Genomic DNA, 19,177 nt, shown 5'->3' on the forward strand with positions numbered 1-19,177 from the left:
TCAGCCACGGGTGGTCACCTCCCCTTCCGGTTGCACCGGACAGATTGCTTTGACATGGCAGAAGTCACAGTGCTTGCCTGTCACAGCGCGCAGCCGCGGCCCCGTCATCTCCGCAGGCAGCGTGGCAATGCGCGCCGCGAACTCCTCGAGTTGCTCCGCGTCCTTTGGGGCTTGGTGGGCAGCGGTCACCTTCACCTGGTCGCTGCCAGGGTAAATCAGCGTTCCCCCGCCGACGTCGAGGGAGTCGGTCTCACCCGCCGTCGCCACCGAGGCGTCTGTGCCCTCCCTGAGAGCCCCGCGCGACAGTGCGAGCTGGTAGGCGAACAGCTGCGGGTTTTCTTCCGCCTCTGCGGCAGACGGATGATTCTTGCCGGTCTTCAAGTCGACGATGTGGACCGCTCCGCTTTCCTCGCGCTCCAGCCGGTCGATCCGACCGCCGATGCGCAGCCCCGGTGCGACCTCCACGTCGACCGGAACTTCTGTGTCCACAAGCTCGAACGTGCCGCGCGTCTCCTCGACCCATTGCGCCGCGCGACCGAGCAGACGCGTGAACTCCCCCAGATCGCTGACCTCTTTCCAGGACGGAACGGTGAACAGTGCGCGGTATGCCTCCAGCGTGTCCGCTTGGGCGAGTTCCACATCGGCCCCGTTTCCGACAGCCTCGAAGAAGTAGTGCGCGAGCGTTCCGCGTGTCATTGCGTCGCTCGACGCAGGCGCGACATCGCGCTCCAGCACGTTGCGCATGGGGCATTCCAGTAGTCCCTCAATGCGCGACGGCGACAGGCGTCCAGGCGGTTCCACACCTTCGCTTATCGACGCCTCCCTGATCCCCCACCACTGACCCGGATCCGCCCCAGGCACACCGGCCTCGGCGAGGCGGGCGAGCTGGCGGGCAGCCTGGCGTTTGACGTCCTCGCTGGAGGACTCGTCGGCGATGGCGCGGCGCAGTTCAGCGACAATGTCTTCGACTGCGAGCACCCGGACCGGTGCCACATCGACGTGCACTTCTTCTCTACCGGTGGTGCCGGTGTCCACCCCGTCGAACAGGGGCTGCTGCTCGGCAGCTCCGGACGCGGCAGTGCCGGTGCTAACATGCTCCGGAATGGTGCCACGCGCGTCGGCGAACTGCTGTAGGAAGCGCGAGGGCTCGATGACCTCATCCCCGTCCGGAGCGTCCACAGCGGTGACGATCACCTGCTCCGTTGCACGGGTGACAGCGACGTGGAAGAGGCGGCGTTCCTCCTTGAGGCGGTCCACGGTGTGAGAGACCGGTGTCGCTGGATCAATGCCTTGATCAACAAGGTCGATGAGGTCTTCCTGGCGCATGAGCGTGCCGGTCTCGCTCAATGTGGGCCAGGACAGCTCCTGCACTTCACTGACGATGACCCGGGCGAACTCACGCCCCGCCACACCGTGGGCCGTGAGCAACGGCACCGCGTCCGGAACGGCGGTGCGCCGGTCGCGCACACCGGTGGGCAACTCCTGCTCCTCAATGTGCGCGATGAAAGCCTCAATGGTGGCAGTCGGGCGACGCTCAGTGAAGTCACCCGCTGCGTCGAACAGCGCCATCATCGCGTCTAGGTCACGGTCTGCCTGGGATCCGGCCGCCCCGCCGCGCAGCGCAATGGCCATGAGGGATTCTGCCAGACCAGTCTGCGCCCAGACGGCCCAGAGCACCTCTTCGACGCTGCCGCCGTCATCAAGCGAAGTGCGCCCAGCTTCCAGAACCCCGCGGATGCGGTCCAGGATGTCCAGCTCGCGCTGGGTGAGCATGGCTCCGAAATCGGGCAACTCTCCGCGCAACGCCAGCAGTTCGCTCAGCGTGTCCTCCGCGCGGACCTCTGGCCGCCAGCGGCGCAGGCCGCGCAGCAGACGACGCAACGTGACCGGATCTGCACCACCGACCGGTCCGAGCAGGAGCTCACGCCAGTGCGTGGCATCCAGACCGTTCAGAGCGCGCAGACCCAGCAGCATCGCAGCGACAATGCGTTGCTCCCCCAGCACGAGGTCCGTCGGGTTGATCGCCACTGGCACCCCTGCTTGGAGGAGCGTGCGACGCAGCGGTTCGATCATCCCTACCGAGCGCACGACGACTGCCATGTCCCGCCACGGCACCCCCTCTTCCAGATGAGCGCGGCGCAAGGTGTCGGCCACGAACGCGTTGTTCATCGCGGCATCCGGAGCGATGACTGCCCGTGCAGTGGGAGTGCGCCGGGAAACACCGAGGTCGATGGTGGGCGCGGCCAGATTCTTGAAAAACAACGGGGAGGCGCCGCGGAACCGGAATACAGCCTGCTCCTCGTCACCACCCACCACGGCAAGGTCCGCCTCCGCGATGAGTTGGTTCACAAGGATGCCGGAGGCGGGGTCGAGGTGCTGAGCATCGTCGATAAGCACTGTGCCCCACGTGCGCGGCAGCGGGCGCCGCACGACCTCGGCCACGAGCTCGGAGGCGGAATAACTGCGAGCGCCGTAGAGCGCCATGACATCCTGGTACTCGGCGAGGAAATCCCCCGCCGCGGACCAGACCGGAATGCCGTGAGTGCGGCCCATGTCCCGCAGCTGACCGGGAGTGAGGGTGCGTTCAACGGCGCGGAGCAGGAAATCGCGCAGCTGGCGCGCAAACCCGACCATGGGCAACGCAGGCCGCAGCTCCTCCGGCCACGAGCCAGTGCCGTCGGCGGCATTGCCCTGCAACAGCTCACGGATGGCGAAGTCCTGCTCAGCACCCGAGATCAACCGAATCGGGGTCGCCGCGGCGGCCGCCGGATCCTCGCTGGCGCGCAGCAACGCGAAGGCCAAGGAGTGGACGGAGCGGGCGATCGGCTCGTCAGCCACGAACCCGGAAGAGGTGAGCTTCTCGGACAATTCCTCGCGCACGCGGGCAGCCGACTCCTTCGACGCTGTGACGAAGACGATGCTGGAGGGGTCCTGTCCAGCTGCGATGCGGGCGGCGGCAACGTCGATGAGGAAGCTCGTCACACCGGCCCCAGCCTCACCGGTGACCTTGTGCACACCGCGTTCGGGCAGATCAACCGGCCACGACCGCGTGCTGTCGCGGCGCTCCCGGTGGACCAGGTAGGCCTGCGGGTTCGGAGGGAGAGTCAGGTGCGGCGAACTCATGGATAACAGTCTCTCATCTCACCCCGACACCGGGGCGGAACACGCCGCAAAGGATTGGAACACGTTTTCTAATCGGGTCCGGTGCGCGCCCCGCTCGGCGAATAGGGGTCCGGTGCAGGCCCCACCCGGCGAATAGCTAGAGCCAGACAGCTAGATTGTCCGAATTTTGGCCCGAAACGGAGCCTTCTAGTCGTCTGGATCTAGCTAATCGCCATGGGGAGGGGGCCGCAGGCCTCGGCGAGCCCCAAGCGCAGACGGCTAGAGCGCCAACAAAGCCCGAACGCGCTCGATCCGCTCGGTCTGTGCCGCCGCCACGCGAGGGTTACCGGCCGCTAAGATCGCCCTGTACTCCAACGCGCGCTCGCACAGGAAGAACAGGTCCGGGATGTGGGACCAGCGGCTGAGGACGTGGTCGTCGACGGCGCCGGCCAACAGCCCGTCGATAAGCGTCAGGGCCGCGGTGTAACCGTGCGGGCGCGGCTCAGCGCTGGGCACAATGTCGCTGAGCGCGGGGGCGAGCGAGCCGGAGAAAAGGCAACAGGCGAGGAAATCCGCGTGGGTGAGCTGCCCGCCCTTGACGGCGGCGCCGGGCGCGGAAGACCAAGCGGCACGCTCGGCGCGGGCCCAAGCATCATCACGCTGGATGGCGGGGGCGGGGAAATAGGCGACAGCGTCGTCGAAACGCAAGGCTGCGGCGATCGCCTCGTCGATACGGGGGCCGGGCTGGCCCTCGATGAAGTCGGTGGCGCGGAAACCGGCCAGAGTGAAGCGGCCGTCGGTGGTTCGGACGGGCCGCGCGATCCGCAGACCCGGAACGGTGACCTTTTCCCGCAGTTTCGACGACCACGCGGCGTGCGCGGGCGCAGAAGAAATGACGATGCGCCCGTAGCGTACCCCGTTGCCCCACTCGTTGCCGAGCGGCTCCGGGCGTGCGTCATCGACTTGGAAAGACGTCAATACATGCCCCGGAATCGCCATATCAGCCGCCCTTCCTACAACGCAGCCGGGCGCGGATACGGCCACGGGTTCGCAAGGCAGGTGTCCGCGTTATCCGGGTAGACCTCGCTCGGCGCGACACGCAGCAGCTCAGCGTTGTTCAGGCTCAGAGTCTGCTGCATCATGATCGGCGCGAGCTCCCCGTTGGTCGGGCACGGCTCGTGGGCCGCATACCCCAGGGCGTGGCCGACCTCGTGGTTGATCACGTACTGGCGGTAGGACCCCAAGTCACCGTTGAAGGGGGCGGCACCGCGGACCCAGCGGGACTCGTTGATGAGCACCCTGTCACCGTGCTCCTCACTGAAGAGACGGCACGACGTTTCCAGGCCCAAGTCGTCGCCGCACAACTCGCGGGCTGTTCCCACCGATGCCAGTTGGATACGCAGATCCGGTTCATCACTGGCGCTGACGTGCTCGAAGCGCACACCCGGATCATTAGTCCACCCGCGCGGGTCGGACAAGGTGGTGTCCACCATCGTGGCAAAGCTGTCATCACCACCGAAGCGGCTGGTGTCAATGCCGTCTTCAACCTCGGTGCTGAAGCGCACCACCTGCTCTTCGCCCTTGCCCACGTTCATTCCGGGCGCACCGATGGGGCGGAACGTGCCCGCCCCTTCCTCGGTGTAGGGGCCGCCTGGGGGCAACTCCGTGATGGCTACCTCCCCCTCGGGCATCGGGGCCACCGTTTTGCGGGTCTCCTGCTCCTGCTCCTCCACCTGTCCCGGAGCGCGGTCTGATGCACCGATGGTCTCCCCGGACGGGGTGTTGACAATGCTCCAGATGACCAGCGCCGTCACCACAATCAAGACGGGAATGGCATACGCGCGCCAACCGTAAGTGCGCGCGAAGCGTGCCAGAGCGCCGTCGCTGGCGGTGTCGGGGTGGTGGCTCATAGGGGTTAATCTATCCCGGGCTTAACCGGAGAAGCCAACAGCACGCGGGGTGGAGTTACCCAATTCCACATACAGGATGCGCTCGGTGCGCACGACGAACTTCATGCCGCGCTCGTCCTCCAGGGTCAGCGTCGGTGCGCCGGATTCGATGGCACGGGTAATCTGCCCCTGGATGTCCTCCTGGTTCTGCGGGGAGGTGATGGACAGTTCGCGGTGGCTGTCAGCCAAACCAATCTTGATTTCCATTGTGTCCTTAAACTTCGTTGCTACTTGCTCGTTGCTGCAATGGTCACATTGTAACGGTGGGCAGTTAAGATGTTCACGTGTCCGATCAGCAACCCACCTTCGCCGAGCTCGGTGTCGCCGCAGAGATTGTGGAGGCGCTCGGAGAGTCCGGCATTGAGCGCGTTTTCTCCATCCAGGAGTTGACGTTGCCGCTCGCGTTGGCGGGCCGCGATCTGATCGGTCAGGCCCGCACGGGCATGGGTAAGACGTTCGCCTTTGGGGTTCCCCTGTTGGACCGCGTGTTCGACGATGCGGCAATTGAGGAACTTGACGGCAGCCCGCGCGCTCTGGTGATCACCCCCACGCGCGAGCTCGCAGTTCAGGTCAGCGAGGATCTCACGCTGGCAGCGTCGAAAACGCCCGTCCGCTTGACGACGATTTATGGCGGCCGCCCCTACGACGAGCAACTGAACGCCCTGGAAGCCGGTGTCGATGTCGTGGTGGGCACGCCCGGCCGTCTGCTGGACCTGCATGAGCGCGGCGACCTGGTCTTGGACCGCGTGGCCATTCTCGTGCTCGATGAGGCCGACGAGATGCTCGACCTGGGCTTCCTGCCCGACATCCAGCGGCTGTGGGGAGCGTTGAGTCAGCCGCTGCAGACGATGCTGTTCTCCGCCACGATGCCAGCACCGATTCTGAAGCTGGCGCGGGAGATGATGAACAAGCCGGTGCACATCCGCGCCGAGTCTGCTGATTCCTCCCAGCTGCACGACACCACCAAGCAGGTCGTGTTCGTCTCCCACAAGATGGATAAGCCGGAGGTTGTCGCCCGCGTGCTGCAGGCCGACGGCCATGGCCGGACCATTATTTTCACCCGCACGAAGCGCACCGCCGCTGAGGTCGCCGAGGACGTGGCGCGGCGCGGTTTCGCCGTCGGCTCCGTGCACGGTGACCTGGGGCAATCTGCCCGCGAGCGGTCGCTGGAGGCGTTCCGCAAGGGGGATGTGGAAATCCTCGTGGCCACGGATGTCGCCGCCCGAGGAATCGATGTCGACGACGTCACTCACGTGATCAACTACCAAACTCCGGATGACCCGATGACCTATGTCCACCGCATTGGCCGCACCGGCCGCGCGGGCCGCACAGGCACGGCTGTGACCTTGGTCGGGTTCGATGAAACCGGGAAGTGGAAGATCATTTCCGACGAGCTGGGCCTGGACATGCCGGAGCCGCCGTCGTGGTTCTCCACGTCGCCCGAGCTTTTCGACGCGTTGAGCATCCCCGAGGACGCAAAGTCCTCCGTCGGACCGGCCCGGGAGGTGCACGGCATCCCCAAGCGCTCCGGCGGTGAGGGGCAGAAGCAGCGGTCCCGCTCGCGTTCTGGCTCCGGTTCGCGCTCGCGTTCCGGGAGGCGCCGATGAGCTCCAACACTCCCCTGCGGCGCACCCGTGGAGACCTCATCGCCACGGCCGTGATCGCGGCCGTGTGCGTTTTGCTCCTGCTCATTGCGTACTTCACGGCGCCGATCCGCCAGGACGAGCTCGCACCTGCCGCCGAAGAGTTCCCCGATGCCGGCATTTTGGCGAACGTGCCGAACGGCCTCACTGAGAGTCACGCCTTGCCGGATGCTTCCCCCTCGCCAAGGCCGCTCGTGGTCAATGGTCTCGTCGTCACTTACGCAGACAACACGATTACCGCCACGAACCCGGCAGGTGAGACGGAGTGGACCTACAAGCGCGGACCTGAGCTGTGCGGCATGGCCAGCGCATGGGGCAACGTCGTTGCTGTGTACCGCACCAAGATCGGATGCGGCGATGTTGTGTCTATTAAGGCAGCGACCGGCCAGTACGTGGACACCCGTTCCGCAATCTCGCCCGAGCAAGTGGCTGTCATCGCGTCGAATGACCGCGTGGGCACCGTCGGTAATGCGGGCATCTCCCGTGCCGAGTTGTGGCGCTCCGACATGGTCCGCACCGTCGAGTACGGCGAACTGGAAGCACGCCAGGAGCCGGAGACGCAACCTAACCCCGGTTGCACCCTGACCTCCGCGCTCACCCGCACCGAGCTGTTGGCCATCACGGAGCGTTGTGAAGACGGGGCGTGGCTGCGCTTCCAGAAGACCACTCCGGAGGATTCCCGTAAACCGGAGATGCACGACGGGTCCGTCGCCATCCCGGAGGGCGCCTACCTTGTGGGCATCAGCCAGGACGCCGCGGCGATCCACGACCCGGCGACCTCTAAGGTCACCTCCTACGACAAGGATGGCGCGGAACTCGCCAGCGCATCCGTCCCAGAGTCGAACCTGCTGGCGGACTCCGCGATCGGTGTCGCCGACGTCCAGACTGCGGATCTGCCGCACCACATGAGCTACTTCGACGGCAACAACCTGCTCCTGCTTGACCCGGCTACCTTGGCCGTGACCACGATTTACCAGGGCGCGCTCGGCACCGGTGCCGCCATTGGTGGCCGGCTGCTCTACGCCAGCTCAGACGGCATCGCCGTGGCGGATTGGGATAGCGAGACCGTGGAGAAAGTCATCCCTGTCGACCGTGGCGGTTTCACGGGGCAGGTGGCGGTGGCGTCGGCGGGGCCGACCATCGTCGAAAAGCGAGGCGCTGACGTCGTCGTGCTGGACGCGTCCTAGCGCTGCTGTCGCGCGCGGCGCTTGTCAAAGTTCGATGTCGCCCAGTCTGTCGACGCCGGGTGAAGCGCGCACCCGAGTGCGAGCAACGCCGCGATCAGCGTGGTCACACCGAGTGCGACTGCTCCCCCACTGAACATGAAGAACGCGATGCCGAGCAGCAGCGCGTTGATGAACACGATGATGGACCGGCCCCACTGGCCGCCGCGCAGGATGTTGATGGCGCCGTAGACCATCGGCCCGAAGGCTGCCAGGATGAACAGTGCCGTGCCCACTCCCACGAAGGCGAAAGCGGCGGTGTCCGACTCCACTAAAGCCTCATCTGCCCCCATGCGTGCCTGCGTGATGGCGAAGTAGATGCCGTAGCCGATCGCGGCGGCACCTTCGGCGATTGCGACCGCGGCAGACATTTTCATCGGCGCAGGCGCAGACGTAGGCGCGAGGGTGTCCGGGGTTTCTTGGGGGCTGGGTGTCGAACTCACGCATCTCATCCTATGTGGCGTCCGCGATTTGACGAACTCCCCTTGCGCGGTTTTCCCGCGGTGCCCACGTTTGTGCACCACAACTCGGTTTTCGCTTATCGACGCTTCGTCCCCCTCCCCTCCAAACCCCAGCCGGCAAGCAGCACTGAATATGAATTAGGTCACAATTTGGCGTTTACCCCTAGCGCGCGCTATGTAAACATGCCATTATTCTCGGGTAGCAAAAACAAAGAGCTAGTTACCTAGCCACTAACTCCAAGCCACCACGGAGTTAACATCCGGTAAACGGAAGACGGGTCTCGGAGCCACCGAGAACACCGCCCGTAGGGAAGCCGGATTCTTCTACTTTGCGCAAACCCTGATCTCCACGATCACCGTGACCGCAGTGTGCCTGTACCGCACTCGCTTTGAGGCGTTGTGCTTTCCAGTCGCATGCCTGCTTCACGGGGGTTTGTTAGTGGTGCGCACGCTCGACCAAGAACGCAACAACATCACACAGAACCCACTGAATAAAGGAGACCCCCATCATGGATTGGCGCCACGAAGCTGTTTGCCGCGACGAAGACCCCGAACTGTTCTTCCCGGTCGGTAACTCCGGCCCCGCACTGTCCCAGATCGCCCAGGCCAAGCTGGTCTGCAACCGCTGCCCCGTCACCTCCCAGTGCCTGAAGTGGGCACTTGAGACCGGCCAGGATGCTGGTGTGTGGGGCGGCATGTCCGAGGAAGAGCGCCGCGCGCTGAAGCGCCGCAACAAGCAGCGCAACCGCCAGCGCCTTTCCGCTTAAAGTCCCGCTGCCACAGCGGTGTGAACGGGGGCAATTATCGCCCCACCGCTCCACCCCGATACAGTGAACGCATAGTTCCTAACACACCGATGGCCCAAGGAGGTCGTGATGAGCAAGCGTGGTCGTAAGCGCAAGGACCGCCGCAAAAAGAGTGCAAACCGCGGCAAGCGTCCCAACTCTTAAGCACTAACAGAAATGTCCCCTCGCCGAGTGATCGGTGAGGGGACATTTTGCTGCCAGTCTGCCCCGGCAGATTGCGCTAGTCGAAGCGGATCTGGGTGTAGGACACCGAGGAAATGGAGATTGACTGCACGATCTTCTGCCGGAGTCCTTCCGGGGCTTGGTCCTGGCAGTTGCACCGCCGGACGATGGAGCGCACTTGCTTCTCCGACTCGAGCCACGCGAAAGATTGGGGGCAGGCTTGGATGATGGCTTCGATCTCGTCGGCACGTTCAGCAGGTGTGGCCGGGTCGAAGTATTCGCACAAAAGCGCGTGAGCCTGGGCGGGCTCGATGCGGCAGTCGTCTTGAGACATTAGTTCGCGTCCTCCAAACCGATTCCTTGCGCGTTTGCTACGTCCTTCAACAACCCGCGCAGCTGTTTTCTTCCACGGTGCAGCCGGGACATCACTGTGCCGATGGGAATGTCCAGCGCTTCGGCGATTTCCTTATAGGCCAAACCTTCGACGTCGGAGAGGTAGACGACCATGCGGTAGTCGTCGTTAAGCGAGTTCATCGCGTCGGCGATTTGCTGGTCCGGAAGATTGTCCAGCGCTTCAACCTCAGCCGATTGCAGGCCGGTCGAATCGTGCGAGCTGGTGGTGTACAGCTGGCGGTCCGTGACGTCTTCGGCGGACGTCTCCAGCGGGCGGCGCTGCTTTTTGCGGTAGCTGTTGATGTACGTGTTCGTCATGATGCGGTACATCCACGCCTTCAAGTTCGTGCCCTCTTTGAAGGAATCGAACGCGTTGAACGCCTTGAGGTAGGTCTCCTGCACCAGGTCCTCTGCGTCTTGCGGGTTGCGCGTCATCCGCAGGGCGCCGCCGTAGAGCTGGTCCAGCAGCGGCATGGCCTCCTCGGTGAAGCGGCGCTCGAGGTCTTTATCGGGCATGGGTGCCACTATAGCTAGGCTTGCTGCCATGGCTGCCCGTACCCGCGCGCTGGAAGCGCTTGAAACTGCCGGTATCGACTATGAGCTGCTCGAATACGCCGCGCACAGCGATCACTTCGGTGATCACGCCGTCGCGGAGCTCGGCCTGGACCCCGCGTTGACGCTGAAGACACTCGTGATTTCCCACGGCCGCGACTTCGCCGTGTGCTGCGTGCCGGTCTCAGGCCACTTGTCGCTGAAGAAAGCTGCCAAGGCTCTGGGCTGGAAGAACGCCGAGATGGCAGACCCTGCCGCCGCGCAGCGCATGACGGGCTATGTCGTCGGCGGCATCTCGCCGTTGGGCACCTCCCGCGCCTTGCCCACGCTTATCGACGCCTCCGTCGCCCACACCGACCGCATCACCTGCTCCGCCGGCCAACGCGGTCTCTCGTTCGCGGTGAGCCCGCAGGACCTCGCGGCGGCAGCGGGGGCTGAGTTCGCCGACATCGCCAGCAGCTAGTTAAGCCGCCGGCGTTCCTTGAACGCGGCCCGGAAGGACGGTTTCTCCGCCACGGTCTCCCCGCGCGCGTTGAACAGCGGCGGGCCGTCCTCGTCCTTCTTCCAAGTGGGCAACAGGCCCCAGCGCGCGGAGTCGATCTGCGCAGCGGACTCGGCAATCCGGATGAGCGGCACCTGGTTGGTCGGCGCGATGTTGTACCGCGGCGGCGGGGTGCCGTCGGGTGTGGCCACATCGGTCACGCCGGGAAGCTGGCTGACAGCCTCAACGAGATCGTGGCCGGTGGTGAAGAGAACGAAGCGTCCGCACATGCTCGGTAATATTAACCGCATGACGCAACTCTGGCCCGCGCCCTACCACCCCGACCCCATCATCCACACCCAGGTGATTCCGGGGTCGAAGTCGTTGACGAACCGAGCCTACGTGCTCGCCGCCCTCGCTGACGGACCATCGACGCTGGTCGGAGCTTTGCGTTCCCGCGACACCGATCTCATGGAGTCCGCGCTGGAGAGCATGGGCGTGCAGTTCACGCGCGATGGGGACGCGGTCACTGCCACCCCAGGCGCGCTCACAGGCGCCCAAGTCGACTGTGGGCTCGCAGGCACCGTCATGCGGTTCGTGCCCGCCGTCGCAGCGTTCGCGTCCGGGCCCGTGCTTATCGACGGCGACCCACAAGCCCGCTCCCGCCCCGTCTCGACCATCCTCAACGCGCTTCGCGACCTTGGCGTTGACGTGGAGGGGGATTCCCTGCCGTTCACGGTGAATGGATCGGGATCGGCGCTGGGGGGACGGGTGGAGATTGATGCGTCGTCAAGCTCGCAGTTTGTGTCGGCCTTGCTTTTGGCTGGTGCCCGCTTTGAGCGCGGCATGCAACTGGTGCACACCGGCGGCAAGCTGCCGTCGATGCCGCACATCCAGATGACTGTCGACATGGTGCGCGACGCCGGCGTGACCGTTGAGACCGGTGACAACGAGTGGACCGTGCAGCCTGGCCCCATCGCCGGGCGGACGTGGATGATCGAACCGGACCTGTCTAACGCCACCCCGTTCCTCGCGGCAGCGGCCGTGACCGGCGGCGAAGTGACTGTCCCTTTCTGGCCGCAGGAAACCACGCAGGCCGGGGACGCGATCCGCGGCATTCTCCAACGCATGGGCTGCGACGTCTCGCTGGTCCCCAACGGGCCGGCGCACGCGCTGAAAGTCACCGGCCCGGAAGGCGGAAAACTGCGCGGGATCTCGCTGGACATGAGTGACATCGGCGAACTCACCCCGACGGTCGCCGCGCTTGCTGCCCACGCCGCCACCCCGTCCGAACTCACCGGCATCGCGCACCTGCGCGGCCACGAAACCGACCGCCTCGCAGCGCTCTCCGCCGAGATCAACGCGCTGGGCGGCCAGTGCGACGAGCTTGACGACGGCCTGCGCATCACCCCCGCCCCCCTCCACTCCGGCACCTGGCACTCCTATGCCGACCACCGCATGGCCACCGCCGGTGCGATCATCGGTCTGACCGTTGAGGGTGTTTCCGTCGAGGACATCGGGACGACGGCGAAGACGCTGCCCGGGTTCGAGCACATGTGGTCCGGCATGGTCGGCGGTGCCCATGGCTAGACGCGCCTCGCGGGACTTCTCCAGCTACGACGAATCCGACGTCCGCGTCCGCCCCGGCAAAGGCTCGCGCCCGCGGACAAAGGACCGGCCGAAACATGAAGATGCCGTCGTTGGCCTCGTCGTGTCGAAGGACCGCGGCCGGTGGGGCGTCGTCCTGGAGGAAGGCCCGGAGGCCGGCACGCGCGTGGTGTGCATGCGCGCCCGCGAACTCGGCCGCACTTCCATCGAGGTCGGCGACCGCGTCGGCGTCGTTGGCGACACCTCCGGCCAGAAGGACACCCTCGCGCGCATTGTGAAACGCCAGGAGCGCACGTCTGAGCTGCGGCGCACTGCCGATGACACCGACCCGTACGAGCGCATCGTCGTCGCCAACGCCGAAATCCTCCTCATCGTCTGCGCTGTGGCTGATCCCCCGCCGCGCACCGGTTTCGTCGAGCGCGCCCTCATCGCTGCGTTCGTCGGCGGCGTCACGCCTGTCGTGTGCTTGACCAAATCTGACCTGGACGACCCCGGCGAGTTCGAGCGTGAGCTGCGCGACTTGAACGTCGACGTCCTGCGCACCGGCATCGAGGATGACCTCGCGCATCTCCGCTCGCTTATCGACGGCCGCCTCTCCGCCCTCATCGGCCACTCCGGCGTCGGAAAATCAACCCTGGTCAACCGGCTCGTCCCCGACGCGAACCGGGAAACCGGGGAGGTCTCCGGGGTTGGTAAAGGCCGCCACACCTCTACTCAGTCGGTGGCGCTCGAGCTCCCCGCCGATGGGGACACCGCACAGGATGGCGCGACCGAGGTTGAATCCGGCGGCTTCGAGTCTGGCGGCTGGATCATCGACACCCCGGGTATCCGCTCCTTCGGCCTCGCCCACGTCTCGCCAGACGATGTCATCGCGACGTTCCCGGATCTTGCCGAGGCGACCGAGGCCTGCCCCCGCGGCTGCACCCACATGGGTCCGCCAGCTGATCCGGAATGTGCGTGGGACCAGCTCGCCACCGAGACCACCGACACCGCTGACACCGCTGCGCCCGCTGACACCGCTGCGACCGCCTCGGGCGGCGAGGATTCGGTGATCCGCCGCCGGGTCGACGCGGTCCGCAGCCTGCTTGCGGCCCTCCGCATCAACGAAACCACTTACGACTAGGTACCCGCGGCCGCCCCAGCAGGGTCCCGGCAGACCTCCCCACCGCGAATGACTAGATCCAAACAGCTAGTTTGTTGGTTTATCGGCCCCAAATCGAACGAACTAGCTGCCTGGAACTAGCTAACCGGGAAATCGGGGTGCCAGGCTAGGCCGGCGGCGCCGGCCCAGCGGGCCGGGGCGGCTAGAGCAGCTCGATGAGGAAGGGCAGCTCGGTGGGGTCGTAAAAGGCCAGGTAGTTGTCCTGGGCGTCACCGACGGCGAGTTCGGCGTCTTGGTCTCCGAGGTCGGCTTCGTCGATAAGCGAAGTGGCGCGGCGTGTGGCGTCCTCGGCTTCGGCGATGTCGATGTGGATGGCAGCGACGTCCTCAAGCGCGACGGGACCGGCGAGCTTGACCGTGGACTCCCCCATCTCCGGCTCCAGGCTCGCATCGACGTCGGCGGAGATGACCACGCGGCGGTACGGGAAGTCCTCTTCGTCGCCGATGGCGAGCAGGCGCAAGGATGCCAGGGCGGCGTCGTCGAACGCGACGAGTTCGATCTCTTCCTCGTCACCTGAGGTGAAGAACTCGGTCAGCGCCGGCGTCGCGGCGAATGCCCAGCCGTTGCGGGCGTGGATCAGCCCATCGTTGTCGAGCTGTTTGAGCATGCCGAACGTGGCGGGAATGTACACGCGCACGCTAGAACTCGCCCTCGATGTCGAACAGGGACTGGATCTCCACGACGGTGCGGTCGAAGGCAGTGTGGAGGATGCCGATCAAACCGGCTTCGACGGCGCCGCGGACGTTGAGGATGTTGTCGTCAATCAGCGCGCATTCGTTCAGCGGCACGTCCATCGCGTCGGCAGCAGCCTGGAATGCAGCGGCCTCGGGCTTTTCCGCGCCGATCTCACCGGACAGGACCACCGCGTCGACGTGGCCGCGGAACTCCCACTCGCGGATGTGGTCCGCGTCAGGCCCGCCCGGATCGTTGGAGAGGATCGAGGTGGCAATGTCGTGCTCGCGCAGCGCGGCCAGCAGCTCTCGCCAGCGGCGGGTGTCTTCCTCATCGACGTCCAGAACACCGCAGTAGTCCACGATCAAACCCTGCATCATCCACGTCCTTTCATTGCTCACTGTAGTGCGCATCACCGCGCCCCGCAGGACTGCTTTTACCGGCACAATGATACATAGCCCACGTCGCGTCCGCTGCCGCCATTTACCCGCCCTCATGGAGGCACGCATGTACCATCCTGTCCCCGGTCACACCCACTTGAAGGTCCTTGTTCCGGAGCCTGCGGTCGGCCCGGAGCCGGAATCTCCGTTGCCGAGCGGTTCGCGGTTGTCGCCGCTTGTGCGCATTGCTCTCGACGCCGCGTTCGGCGTCCGTGAACTGCGCGTTCTGCAACAACGCGCGTATAGCTTCGGTGTGCGCAAACACGTTGCGGCGCGGCGTCGCGCGTTGCAGTCACCCTCGACTGTGCGCGTGCTGTCGTGCCACGGCCGCGACACGCCCCACGGCACCGAGCTCTACGGCAGCATTGTGTCTGACGGGAGGACGTATGGCTGGGTCGCGCTTATCGACGAGGGCCGCCTGATCTCCTTCCGCATCCTATGAGGATCAGACCTGGACGGTGCCAGGACCCTCTGCACCGTTGCCGTCAACGCCGTCCTGCTGGCGCTCGAACTGCTTGCGCAGCATGAACAGCTGGCGGACGGTCTCTTCCTTCACGCCGTCGTTCATGGCGTTGAACATGTCACCGCCCTCCTTCTGGTACTCCACCAGGGGGTCGCGCTGCGCCATGGCGCGCAGGCCGATGCCTTCCTTGAGGTAGTCCATCTCGTAGAGGTGCTCACGCCACTTGGTGTCGATGATCGGGAGGATGACCATGCGCTCGACGTTGCGCATCTGCTCTTCGCCACCGATCTCGGCGACGTTGTCCTCCAGCTGGTCGTACTGAGCGTTGGCATCGTCGATGACGGCCTGGCGCAGCTGGGAGGCGGAAAGCTCGCCTGGGGAGCCGTACTCGGAGCCGTCGATAAGCTCGTCGGGCGTCATGGACGGGCCGTAGAGGGAGTCGAGCGCGGTCCACAGCTGGTCCAAGTCCCAGTCCTCGACGTAGCCATCCATCGTGGCGCCGTCGACGTAAGCGCCGACAGTGTCGTCGATCATGCGGCGGATCTGGTCCTTGATGTCCTTGGAGTCAAGGATCTCGCGGCGCTCACGGTAGACCACCTTGCGCTGCTCATTGAGGACCTCGTCGTACTTCAGGACGTTCTTACGGGTCTCGAAGTTCTGGTTCTCCACCTGGGACTGCGCACCCTTGATGGAGCGGGACACCATGCCGGCCTCGATCGGGACATCGTCGGGAACGTTGAGGCGGTTCATCATGTTCTCCATCGACGCGCCGACAAAGCGAACCATCAGCTCATCGCGCATGGAGAGGTAGAAGCGGGTCTCACCCGGGTCACCCTGACGGCCAGAACGGCCGCGCAGCTGGTTGTCGATGCGGCGGGACTCGTGCCGCTCAGTGCCGATGACGTACAGGCCGCCGGCGTCGCGCACCTCGTCGCCAAGCTTCTCACTCTTCTCTTTCGCCTGCGGCAAACCGGCATCCCATGCTTCCTGGTACGCCTCTTCGTCCTCGAAGGGGTCCAGGCCCTGCTCCTGCAGGCGGGCGTCGAGCAGGACTTCCGGGTTGCCGCCGAGCACGATATCGGTACCGCGGCCGGCCATGTTGGTGGACACGGTCACGTTGCCGGGCAGACCGGCCTCAGCGATGATGCGGCCCTCTTCCTCGTGGTGCTTCGCGTTGAGCACGTTGTGCTTGACACCCTTGCGGGTGAGCAGCTGGGACAGGTACTCCGAACGCTCGACAGAGGTGGTACCCACCAGCACCGGCTGGCCTTTGTTCACGTGCTCCGCGATGTCCTCGGCCACCGCAGCGAACTTCGCTTCCTGAGTCTTGTAGATCAGGTCGTCGTGGTCCTTGCGGATGTTCGGCTTGTTCGGCGGGATTGCCACCACACCCAGCTTGTAGATCTGGCTGAGCTCGGCGGCCTCCGTCTCCGCCGTACCGGTCATGCCGGCCAGCTTGTTGTACAGACGGAAGTAGTTCTGCAGGGTGACGGTGGCCAGGGTCTGGTTCTCGTTCTTGATCTCCACGCCCTCTTTGGCCTCGATCGCCTGGTGCATGCCCTCGTTGTAACGGCGACCCGGCAGGATGCGGCCAGTGAACGCGTCGACGATGAGGACCTCGCCTTGACGGACGATGTAGTCCTTGTCGCGGGTGAACAGCTCCTTCGCTTTGATGGCGTTGTTCAGGTAGCTGACCAGGCTGGAGTTTTCCGGCGCGTAGAGGTTATCGATGCCGAGCTGGTCTTCGACGTACTCCACACCGACCTCGGAAACACCGACGGTGCGCTTGCGCTGGTCCACGTCGTAGTGGATGCCGGGCTTCATGCGCGGCGCCAGCTGAGCGAAGACGGTGTAGAACTGGCTCGTCGAATCAGTCGGGCCAGAGATGATCAGCGGAGTACGGGCCTCATCGATAAGGATCGAGTCGACCTCATCCACGATGGCGAAGTTATGGCCGCGCTGCACCATGTCATCCACCGACTTGGTCATGTTGTCGCGCAGATAGTCGAAGCCGAACTCGTTGTTGGTGCCGTAGGTGATGTCGCAGGCGTAGGCCTCCTTGCGCTCCGGCGGGCGCAGGTCCGACAGGATCACTCCGACGGTCAGGCCGAGGAAGCGGTGCACACGACCCATCATCTCGGCGTCACGCTTAGCCAGGTAGTCGTTGACCGTGACGATGTGCACGCCCTCGCCGCCCAAGCCATTGAGGTAGGCCGGCAGCACCGAGGTCAGAGTCTTACCCTCACCGGTCTTCATCTCGGCGACGGAACCGAAGTGCAGGGCCGCACCGCCCATGATCTGCACCTTGTAGTGCTTCTGCCCCAGCACGCGCCAGGACGCCTCCCGGGCCGTGGCAAAGGCGTCGAGCAGGATCTCATCCATGCTCGTGCCGTCTGCCAGAGCCGCCTTGAACTCGTGGGTTTTGGCCTTGAGCTCTTCATCGGTCAGCGCTGCGTACTCGTCCTCGAGGGCGAGTACCTGGTCAGCAATTTTGTCGTAACGCTTGACCGTGCGGCCTTCACCGGCGCGCAGCAGTTTGGACAGTCCGAACACGTGGTGCTTCCTTTGTGTCTGGGTCAGAATTCAAATTCAAAGGACAATTGTACGCACGCCCCACCCAAGTCCTACTTTCAGGCAGCTGGGAAGCGTGTCGGAAGTTGCGAAACTGCCTGCCGCGGCGTGGGGCCGGGCAGGCAGTGTCGACAAGCGGCGAACGCTTAAGCCTCTTCCTCCGGAACGAGCGTGATCAGGCCGTAGTCGTAGGCGTGGCGGCGGTAGACCACGGACGGGCGCTGGTTCTCGGCGTTGATGAACAGGTAGAAGTCATGGCCGACAAGCTCCATCTCAGACAGTGCCTCATCGACGGACATCGGGGTGGCCGGGTGCTCCTTGGTGCGCACGACCTGGCCCGGTAGGTTCTCGTTGATGGACTCCGCGTATTTGTCGGCATAACGGTCGTCCTGCTCCTGGCGTGCCTGCTCCGCCTCCGCGACGAGCTCGGAGGTGACCTCATAGATGGACTTCGGTGCACGGTGGCCGCCCATGGAGATCTCGCGGCGGACCTTCACCTTGCGCAGGGAACGCTCCATCTTGCCAATCGCGGATTCCAGCGCAGCGTAGAAGCTGTGCTCTTTCGCCTCCGCGCGGGCGAGGTGGCCCTTGCCGGTCGCGGTGATCTGGATGCGGTTGGCCTGCGCTTCACGGCGCGGGTTCGGCTCGTGCTTCAGCTCGACGTGGAAGAAGTTCAGCGTCGGATCGAGCTTTTCAATCTTGGCCAGTTTTGTGTTCACGCGCTCCTGGAAGTGCTCCGGAACCTCGACGTTGCGGCCGGTGATGGTCACCTGGGCGTTCGGGCTCAAGGTTTCTTGGCGGTTCTCATCTGCAGAAGTCATCTGCTGCCTCCTTCGGCTTCGGATCGAACGTTTTAACACAATCGCTATATACCGTTTCACCTAAATTATACCGCCCGCTAATATCTGTCAGCCATTAGTTCATCTTGTTCATCCATTGGTTCACTGCAACTGTCTTTACGCTGCGCACAGCACAAGGCACGCAGTCACAGTCGCGCCTGCAGCCATGAGCTTTTCGACGCTCGACTGCAACGTCGCCCCCGTCGTCACCACATCATCAACCACCACGACCGGCTGCCGCGGCACCCCAGTCAAGACAACGTTTCCTTGCAGATTTCGGCGCCGGCCGGCTTCGTCGAGACCGGCTTGGTCGGCCAGCCGGTCAGGCAACGCCAGCACCGGATGGGTGGGACGTCCGCTCACCGCACAGATCGCGGTGACGGGGTCACCGCCGCGCGCCCGCGCCGACCGAGGGCGTGTCGGGGCAGGCACGAGATGGGTCCCGGCCGGGAGGTCACCGCCGGCTTCCAGATAGTCCAACGCGGCAGCGACGACCGCCCCGACATGGCGGCGCACCGCGACGTTGTTGCGCTCCTTCATCGCCAACACCACGCCCCGGTGCGGGTCCGCATACGGCCCAAGGGCGTACACCGGCACATGCGGGTTCACGTTCGGTGAGTGTCGGAATGGCGGGGAGGCCAACTGGCGCC

General features: G+C 64.9%; 20 protein-coding genes and 1 pseudogene. 8 read left to right on the top strand and 13 right to left on the bottom strand.

Features of this window, described 5'->3' with window-relative positions; translation table 11 throughout:
- The 4 genes from KBX19_RS06655 to KBX19_RS06670 all read right to left on the bottom strand — a co-directional run bounded on the left by KBX19_RS06655 (position 1) and on the right by KBX19_RS06670 (position 5,258).
- Positions 1-3,123 carry an ATP-dependent DNA helicase gene (locus tag KBX19_RS06655; RefSeq protein WP_255997990.1) on the bottom strand — a complete coding sequence of 1,041 codons (3,123 nt, stop codon included), beginning with the start codon at positions 3,121-3,123 and terminating at the stop codon, positions 1-3.
- Positions 3,124-3,381: 258 nt separating this feature from the next.
- On the bottom strand, positions 3,382-4,101 hold the full coding sequence (locus tag KBX19_RS06660) for a hypothetical protein (protein WP_255997991.1): 720 nt from the start codon (positions 4,099-4,101) through the stop codon (positions 3,382-3,384).
- Between the two features lie 14 nt (positions 4,102-4,115).
- Positions 4,116-5,012, bottom strand: coding sequence for a DUF3152 domain-containing protein (locus KBX19_RS06665; protein ID WP_255996080.1), 897 nt, complete (start codon positions 5,010-5,012; stop codon positions 4,116-4,118).
- Between the two features lie 21 nt (positions 5,013-5,033).
- Positions 5,034-5,258, bottom strand: a complete 225-nt coding sequence (locus KBX19_RS06670) for a DUF3107 domain-containing protein (RefSeq protein WP_005286043.1) — start codon at positions 5,256-5,258, stop codon at positions 5,034-5,036.
- A 77-nt stretch (positions 5,259-5,335) separates the two neighbouring features.
- Here KBX19_RS06670 and KBX19_RS06675 point away from each other — a divergent pair, with 77 nt between their 5' ends.
- Positions 5,336-6,658 (top strand): DEAD/DEAH box helicase, encoded by a 1,323-nt coding sequence (locus KBX19_RS06675; protein WP_255997992.1) that lies wholly within the window; start codon positions 5,336-5,338, stop codon positions 6,656-6,658.
- Positions 6,655-7,881 (top strand): hypothetical protein, encoded by a 1,227-nt coding sequence (locus KBX19_RS06680; protein WP_255997993.1) that lies wholly within the window; start codon positions 6,655-6,657, stop codon positions 7,879-7,881. The genes KBX19_RS06675 and KBX19_RS06680 overlap by 4 nt, the downstream gene beginning before the upstream one ends.
- Here KBX19_RS06680 and KBX19_RS06685 read toward each other — a convergent pair.
- Entirely contained in the window at positions 7,878-8,360 is a 483-nt protein-coding gene (locus tag KBX19_RS06685) for a hypothetical protein (RefSeq protein WP_255997994.1), read from the bottom strand. The two genes, KBX19_RS06680 and KBX19_RS06685, sit on opposite strands and share 4 nt — an antisense overlap.
- Positions 8,361-8,887: 527 nt before the next feature.
- Between KBX19_RS06685 and KBX19_RS06690 the strand changes: the two genes are divergently transcribed.
- Complete coding sequence (locus tag KBX19_RS06690; protein ID WP_005286053.1) at positions 8,888-9,145, top strand: WhiB family transcriptional regulator; 258 nt, start codon at positions 8,888-8,890, stop codon at positions 9,143-9,145.
- A gap of 108 nt (positions 9,146-9,253) precedes the next feature.
- On the top strand, positions 9,254-9,328 hold the full coding sequence (locus KBX19_RS11375) for a 50S ribosomal protein bL37 (protein WP_095066802.1): 75 nt from the start codon (positions 9,254-9,256) through the stop codon (positions 9,326-9,328).
- 76 nt (positions 9,329-9,404) lie between these two features.
- Here the strand turns inward: KBX19_RS11375 and KBX19_RS06695 are convergent, their stop codons facing one another.
- Positions 9,405-9,680, bottom strand: coding sequence for a hypothetical protein (locus tag KBX19_RS06695; protein WP_005286055.1), 276 nt, complete (start codon positions 9,678-9,680; stop codon positions 9,405-9,407).
- Entirely contained in the window at positions 9,680-10,255 is a 576-nt protein-coding gene (locus KBX19_RS06700) for a sigma-70 family RNA polymerase sigma factor (RefSeq protein ID WP_005286057.1), read from the bottom strand. The genes KBX19_RS06695 and KBX19_RS06700 overlap by 1 nt, the downstream gene beginning before the upstream one ends.
- A 28-nt stretch (positions 10,256-10,283) precedes the next feature.
- On the opposite strand from KBX19_RS06700, the gene ybaK reads away from it, so the two are divergent.
- Entirely contained in the window at positions 10,284-10,754 is a 471-nt protein-coding gene (gene ybaK / locus KBX19_RS06705; RefSeq protein WP_255997995.1) for a Cys-tRNA(Pro) deacylase, read from the top strand.
- A gap of 2 nt (positions 10,755-10,756) precedes the next feature.
- Here ybaK and KBX19_RS06710 read toward each other — a convergent pair.
- Positions 10,757-11,062, bottom strand: a pseudogene (locus KBX19_RS06710) (SOS response-associated peptidase family protein); the annotation flags it as partial.
- Between the two features lie 19 nt (positions 11,063-11,081).
- Here KBX19_RS06710 and aroA point away from each other — a divergent pair.
- Positions 11,082-12,362: a 3-phosphoshikimate 1-carboxyvinyltransferase gene (gene aroA / locus KBX19_RS06715; protein ID WP_255997996.1), complete on the top strand. Its 1,281-nt coding sequence runs from the start codon at positions 11,082-11,084 to the stop codon at positions 12,360-12,362.
- On the top strand, positions 12,355-13,503 hold the full coding sequence (locus KBX19_RS06720; protein ID WP_005286068.1) for a ribosome small subunit-dependent GTPase A: 1,149 nt from the start codon (positions 12,355-12,357) through the stop codon (positions 13,501-13,503). Before aroA ends, KBX19_RS06720 begins: the two co-directional genes overlap by 8 nt.
- Before the next feature lie 181 nt (positions 13,504-13,684).
- Here KBX19_RS06720 and KBX19_RS06725 read toward each other — a convergent pair whose 3' ends face one another.
- Both KBX19_RS06725 and KBX19_RS06730 read right to left on the bottom strand, forming a co-directional pair.
- Complete coding sequence (locus tag KBX19_RS06725) at positions 13,685-14,179, bottom strand: hypothetical protein (protein WP_255997998.1); 495 nt, start codon at positions 14,177-14,179, stop codon at positions 13,685-13,687.
- 1 nt (position 14,180) lies between these two features.
- Entirely contained in the window at positions 14,181-14,591 is a 411-nt protein-coding gene (locus KBX19_RS06730; RefSeq protein WP_255994577.1) for an HAD-IA family hydrolase, read from the bottom strand.
- A 130-nt stretch (positions 14,592-14,721) separates the two neighbouring features.
- Between KBX19_RS06730 and KBX19_RS06735 the strand changes: the two genes are divergently transcribed.
- Positions 14,722-15,096, top strand: a complete 375-nt coding sequence (locus KBX19_RS06735) for a hypothetical protein (RefSeq protein ID WP_255997999.1) — start codon at positions 14,722-14,724, stop codon at positions 15,094-15,096.
- A 3-nt stretch (positions 15,097-15,099) separates the two neighbouring features.
- On the opposite strand, the gene secA is transcribed toward KBX19_RS06735, so the two are convergent.
- The 3 genes from secA to KBX19_RS06750 all read right to left on the bottom strand — a co-directional run bounded on the left by secA (position 15,100) and on the right by KBX19_RS06750 (position 19,136).
- Complete coding sequence (secA, locus tag KBX19_RS06740) at positions 15,100-17,670, bottom strand: preprotein translocase subunit SecA (RefSeq protein ID WP_255998001.1); 2,571 nt, start codon at positions 17,668-17,670, stop codon at positions 15,100-15,102.
- Positions 17,671-17,834: 164 nt separating this feature from the next.
- Positions 17,835-18,509, bottom strand: coding sequence for a ribosome hibernation-promoting factor, HPF/YfiA family (gene hpf, locus KBX19_RS06745; protein ID WP_255998003.1), 675 nt, complete (start codon positions 18,507-18,509; stop codon positions 17,835-17,837).
- A 135-nt stretch (positions 18,510-18,644) separates the two neighbouring features.
- Complete coding sequence (locus tag KBX19_RS06750) at positions 18,645-19,136, bottom strand: ComF family protein (RefSeq protein ID WP_255998005.1); 492 nt, start codon at positions 19,134-19,136, stop codon at positions 18,645-18,647.
- Between the last annotated feature and the right edge of the window lie 41 nt (positions 19,137-19,177).

Origin of the sequence: Corynebacterium sp. CCUG 71335, assembly GCF_024454075.1 — a bacterium.
GTDB lineage: Bacteria > Actinomycetota > Actinomycetes > Mycobacteriales > Mycobacteriaceae > Corynebacterium > Corynebacterium genitalium.

Coding starts and splice junctions, on each gene's coding strand:
- KBX19_RS06655 (WP_255997990.1), bottom strand. CDS start 3,123: ATGAGTTCGCCGCACCTGACTCTCCCTCCGAACCCGCAGGCCTACCTG.
- KBX19_RS06660 (WP_255997991.1), bottom strand. CDS start 4,101: ATGGCGATTCCGGGGCATGTATTGACGTCTTTCCAAGTCGATGACGCA.
- KBX19_RS06665 (WP_255996080.1), bottom strand. CDS start 5,012: ATGAGCCACCACCCCGACACCGCCAGCGACGGCGCTCTGGCACGCTTC.
- KBX19_RS06670 (WP_005286043.1), bottom strand. CDS start 5,258: ATGGAAATCAAGATTGGTTTGGCTGACAGCCACCGCGAACTGTCCATC.
- KBX19_RS06680 (WP_255997993.1), top strand. CDS start 6,655: ATGAGCTCCAACACTCCCCTGCGGCGCACCCGTGGAGACCTCATCGCC.
- KBX19_RS06690 (WP_005286053.1), top strand. CDS start 8,888: ATGGATTGGCGCCACGAAGCTGTTTGCCGCGACGAAGACCCCGAACTG.
- KBX19_RS06695 (WP_005286055.1), bottom strand. CDS start 9,680: ATGTCTCAAGACGACTGCCGCATCGAGCCCGCCCAGGCTCACGCGCTT.
- KBX19_RS06700 (WP_005286057.1), bottom strand. CDS start 10,255: ATGCCCGATAAAGACCTCGAGCGCCGCTTCACCGAGGAGGCCATGCCG.
- ybaK (WP_255997995.1), top strand. CDS start 10,284: ATGGCTGCCCGTACCCGCGCGCTGGAAGCGCTTGAAACTGCCGGTATC.
- aroA (WP_255997996.1), top strand. CDS start 11,082: ATGACGCAACTCTGGCCCGCGCCCTACCACCCCGACCCCATCATCCAC.
- KBX19_RS06720 (WP_005286068.1), top strand. CDS start 12,355: ATGGCTAGACGCGCCTCGCGGGACTTCTCCAGCTACGACGAATCCGAC.
- KBX19_RS06730 (WP_255994577.1), bottom strand. CDS start 14,591: ATGCAGGGTTTGATCGTGGACTACTGCGGTGTTCTGGACGTCGATGAG.
- KBX19_RS06735 (WP_255997999.1), top strand. CDS start 14,722: ATGTACCATCCTGTCCCCGGTCACACCCACTTGAAGGTCCTTGTTCCG.
- hpf (WP_255998003.1), bottom strand. CDS start 18,509: ATGACTTCTGCAGATGAGAACCGCCAAGAAACCTTGAGCCCGAACGCC.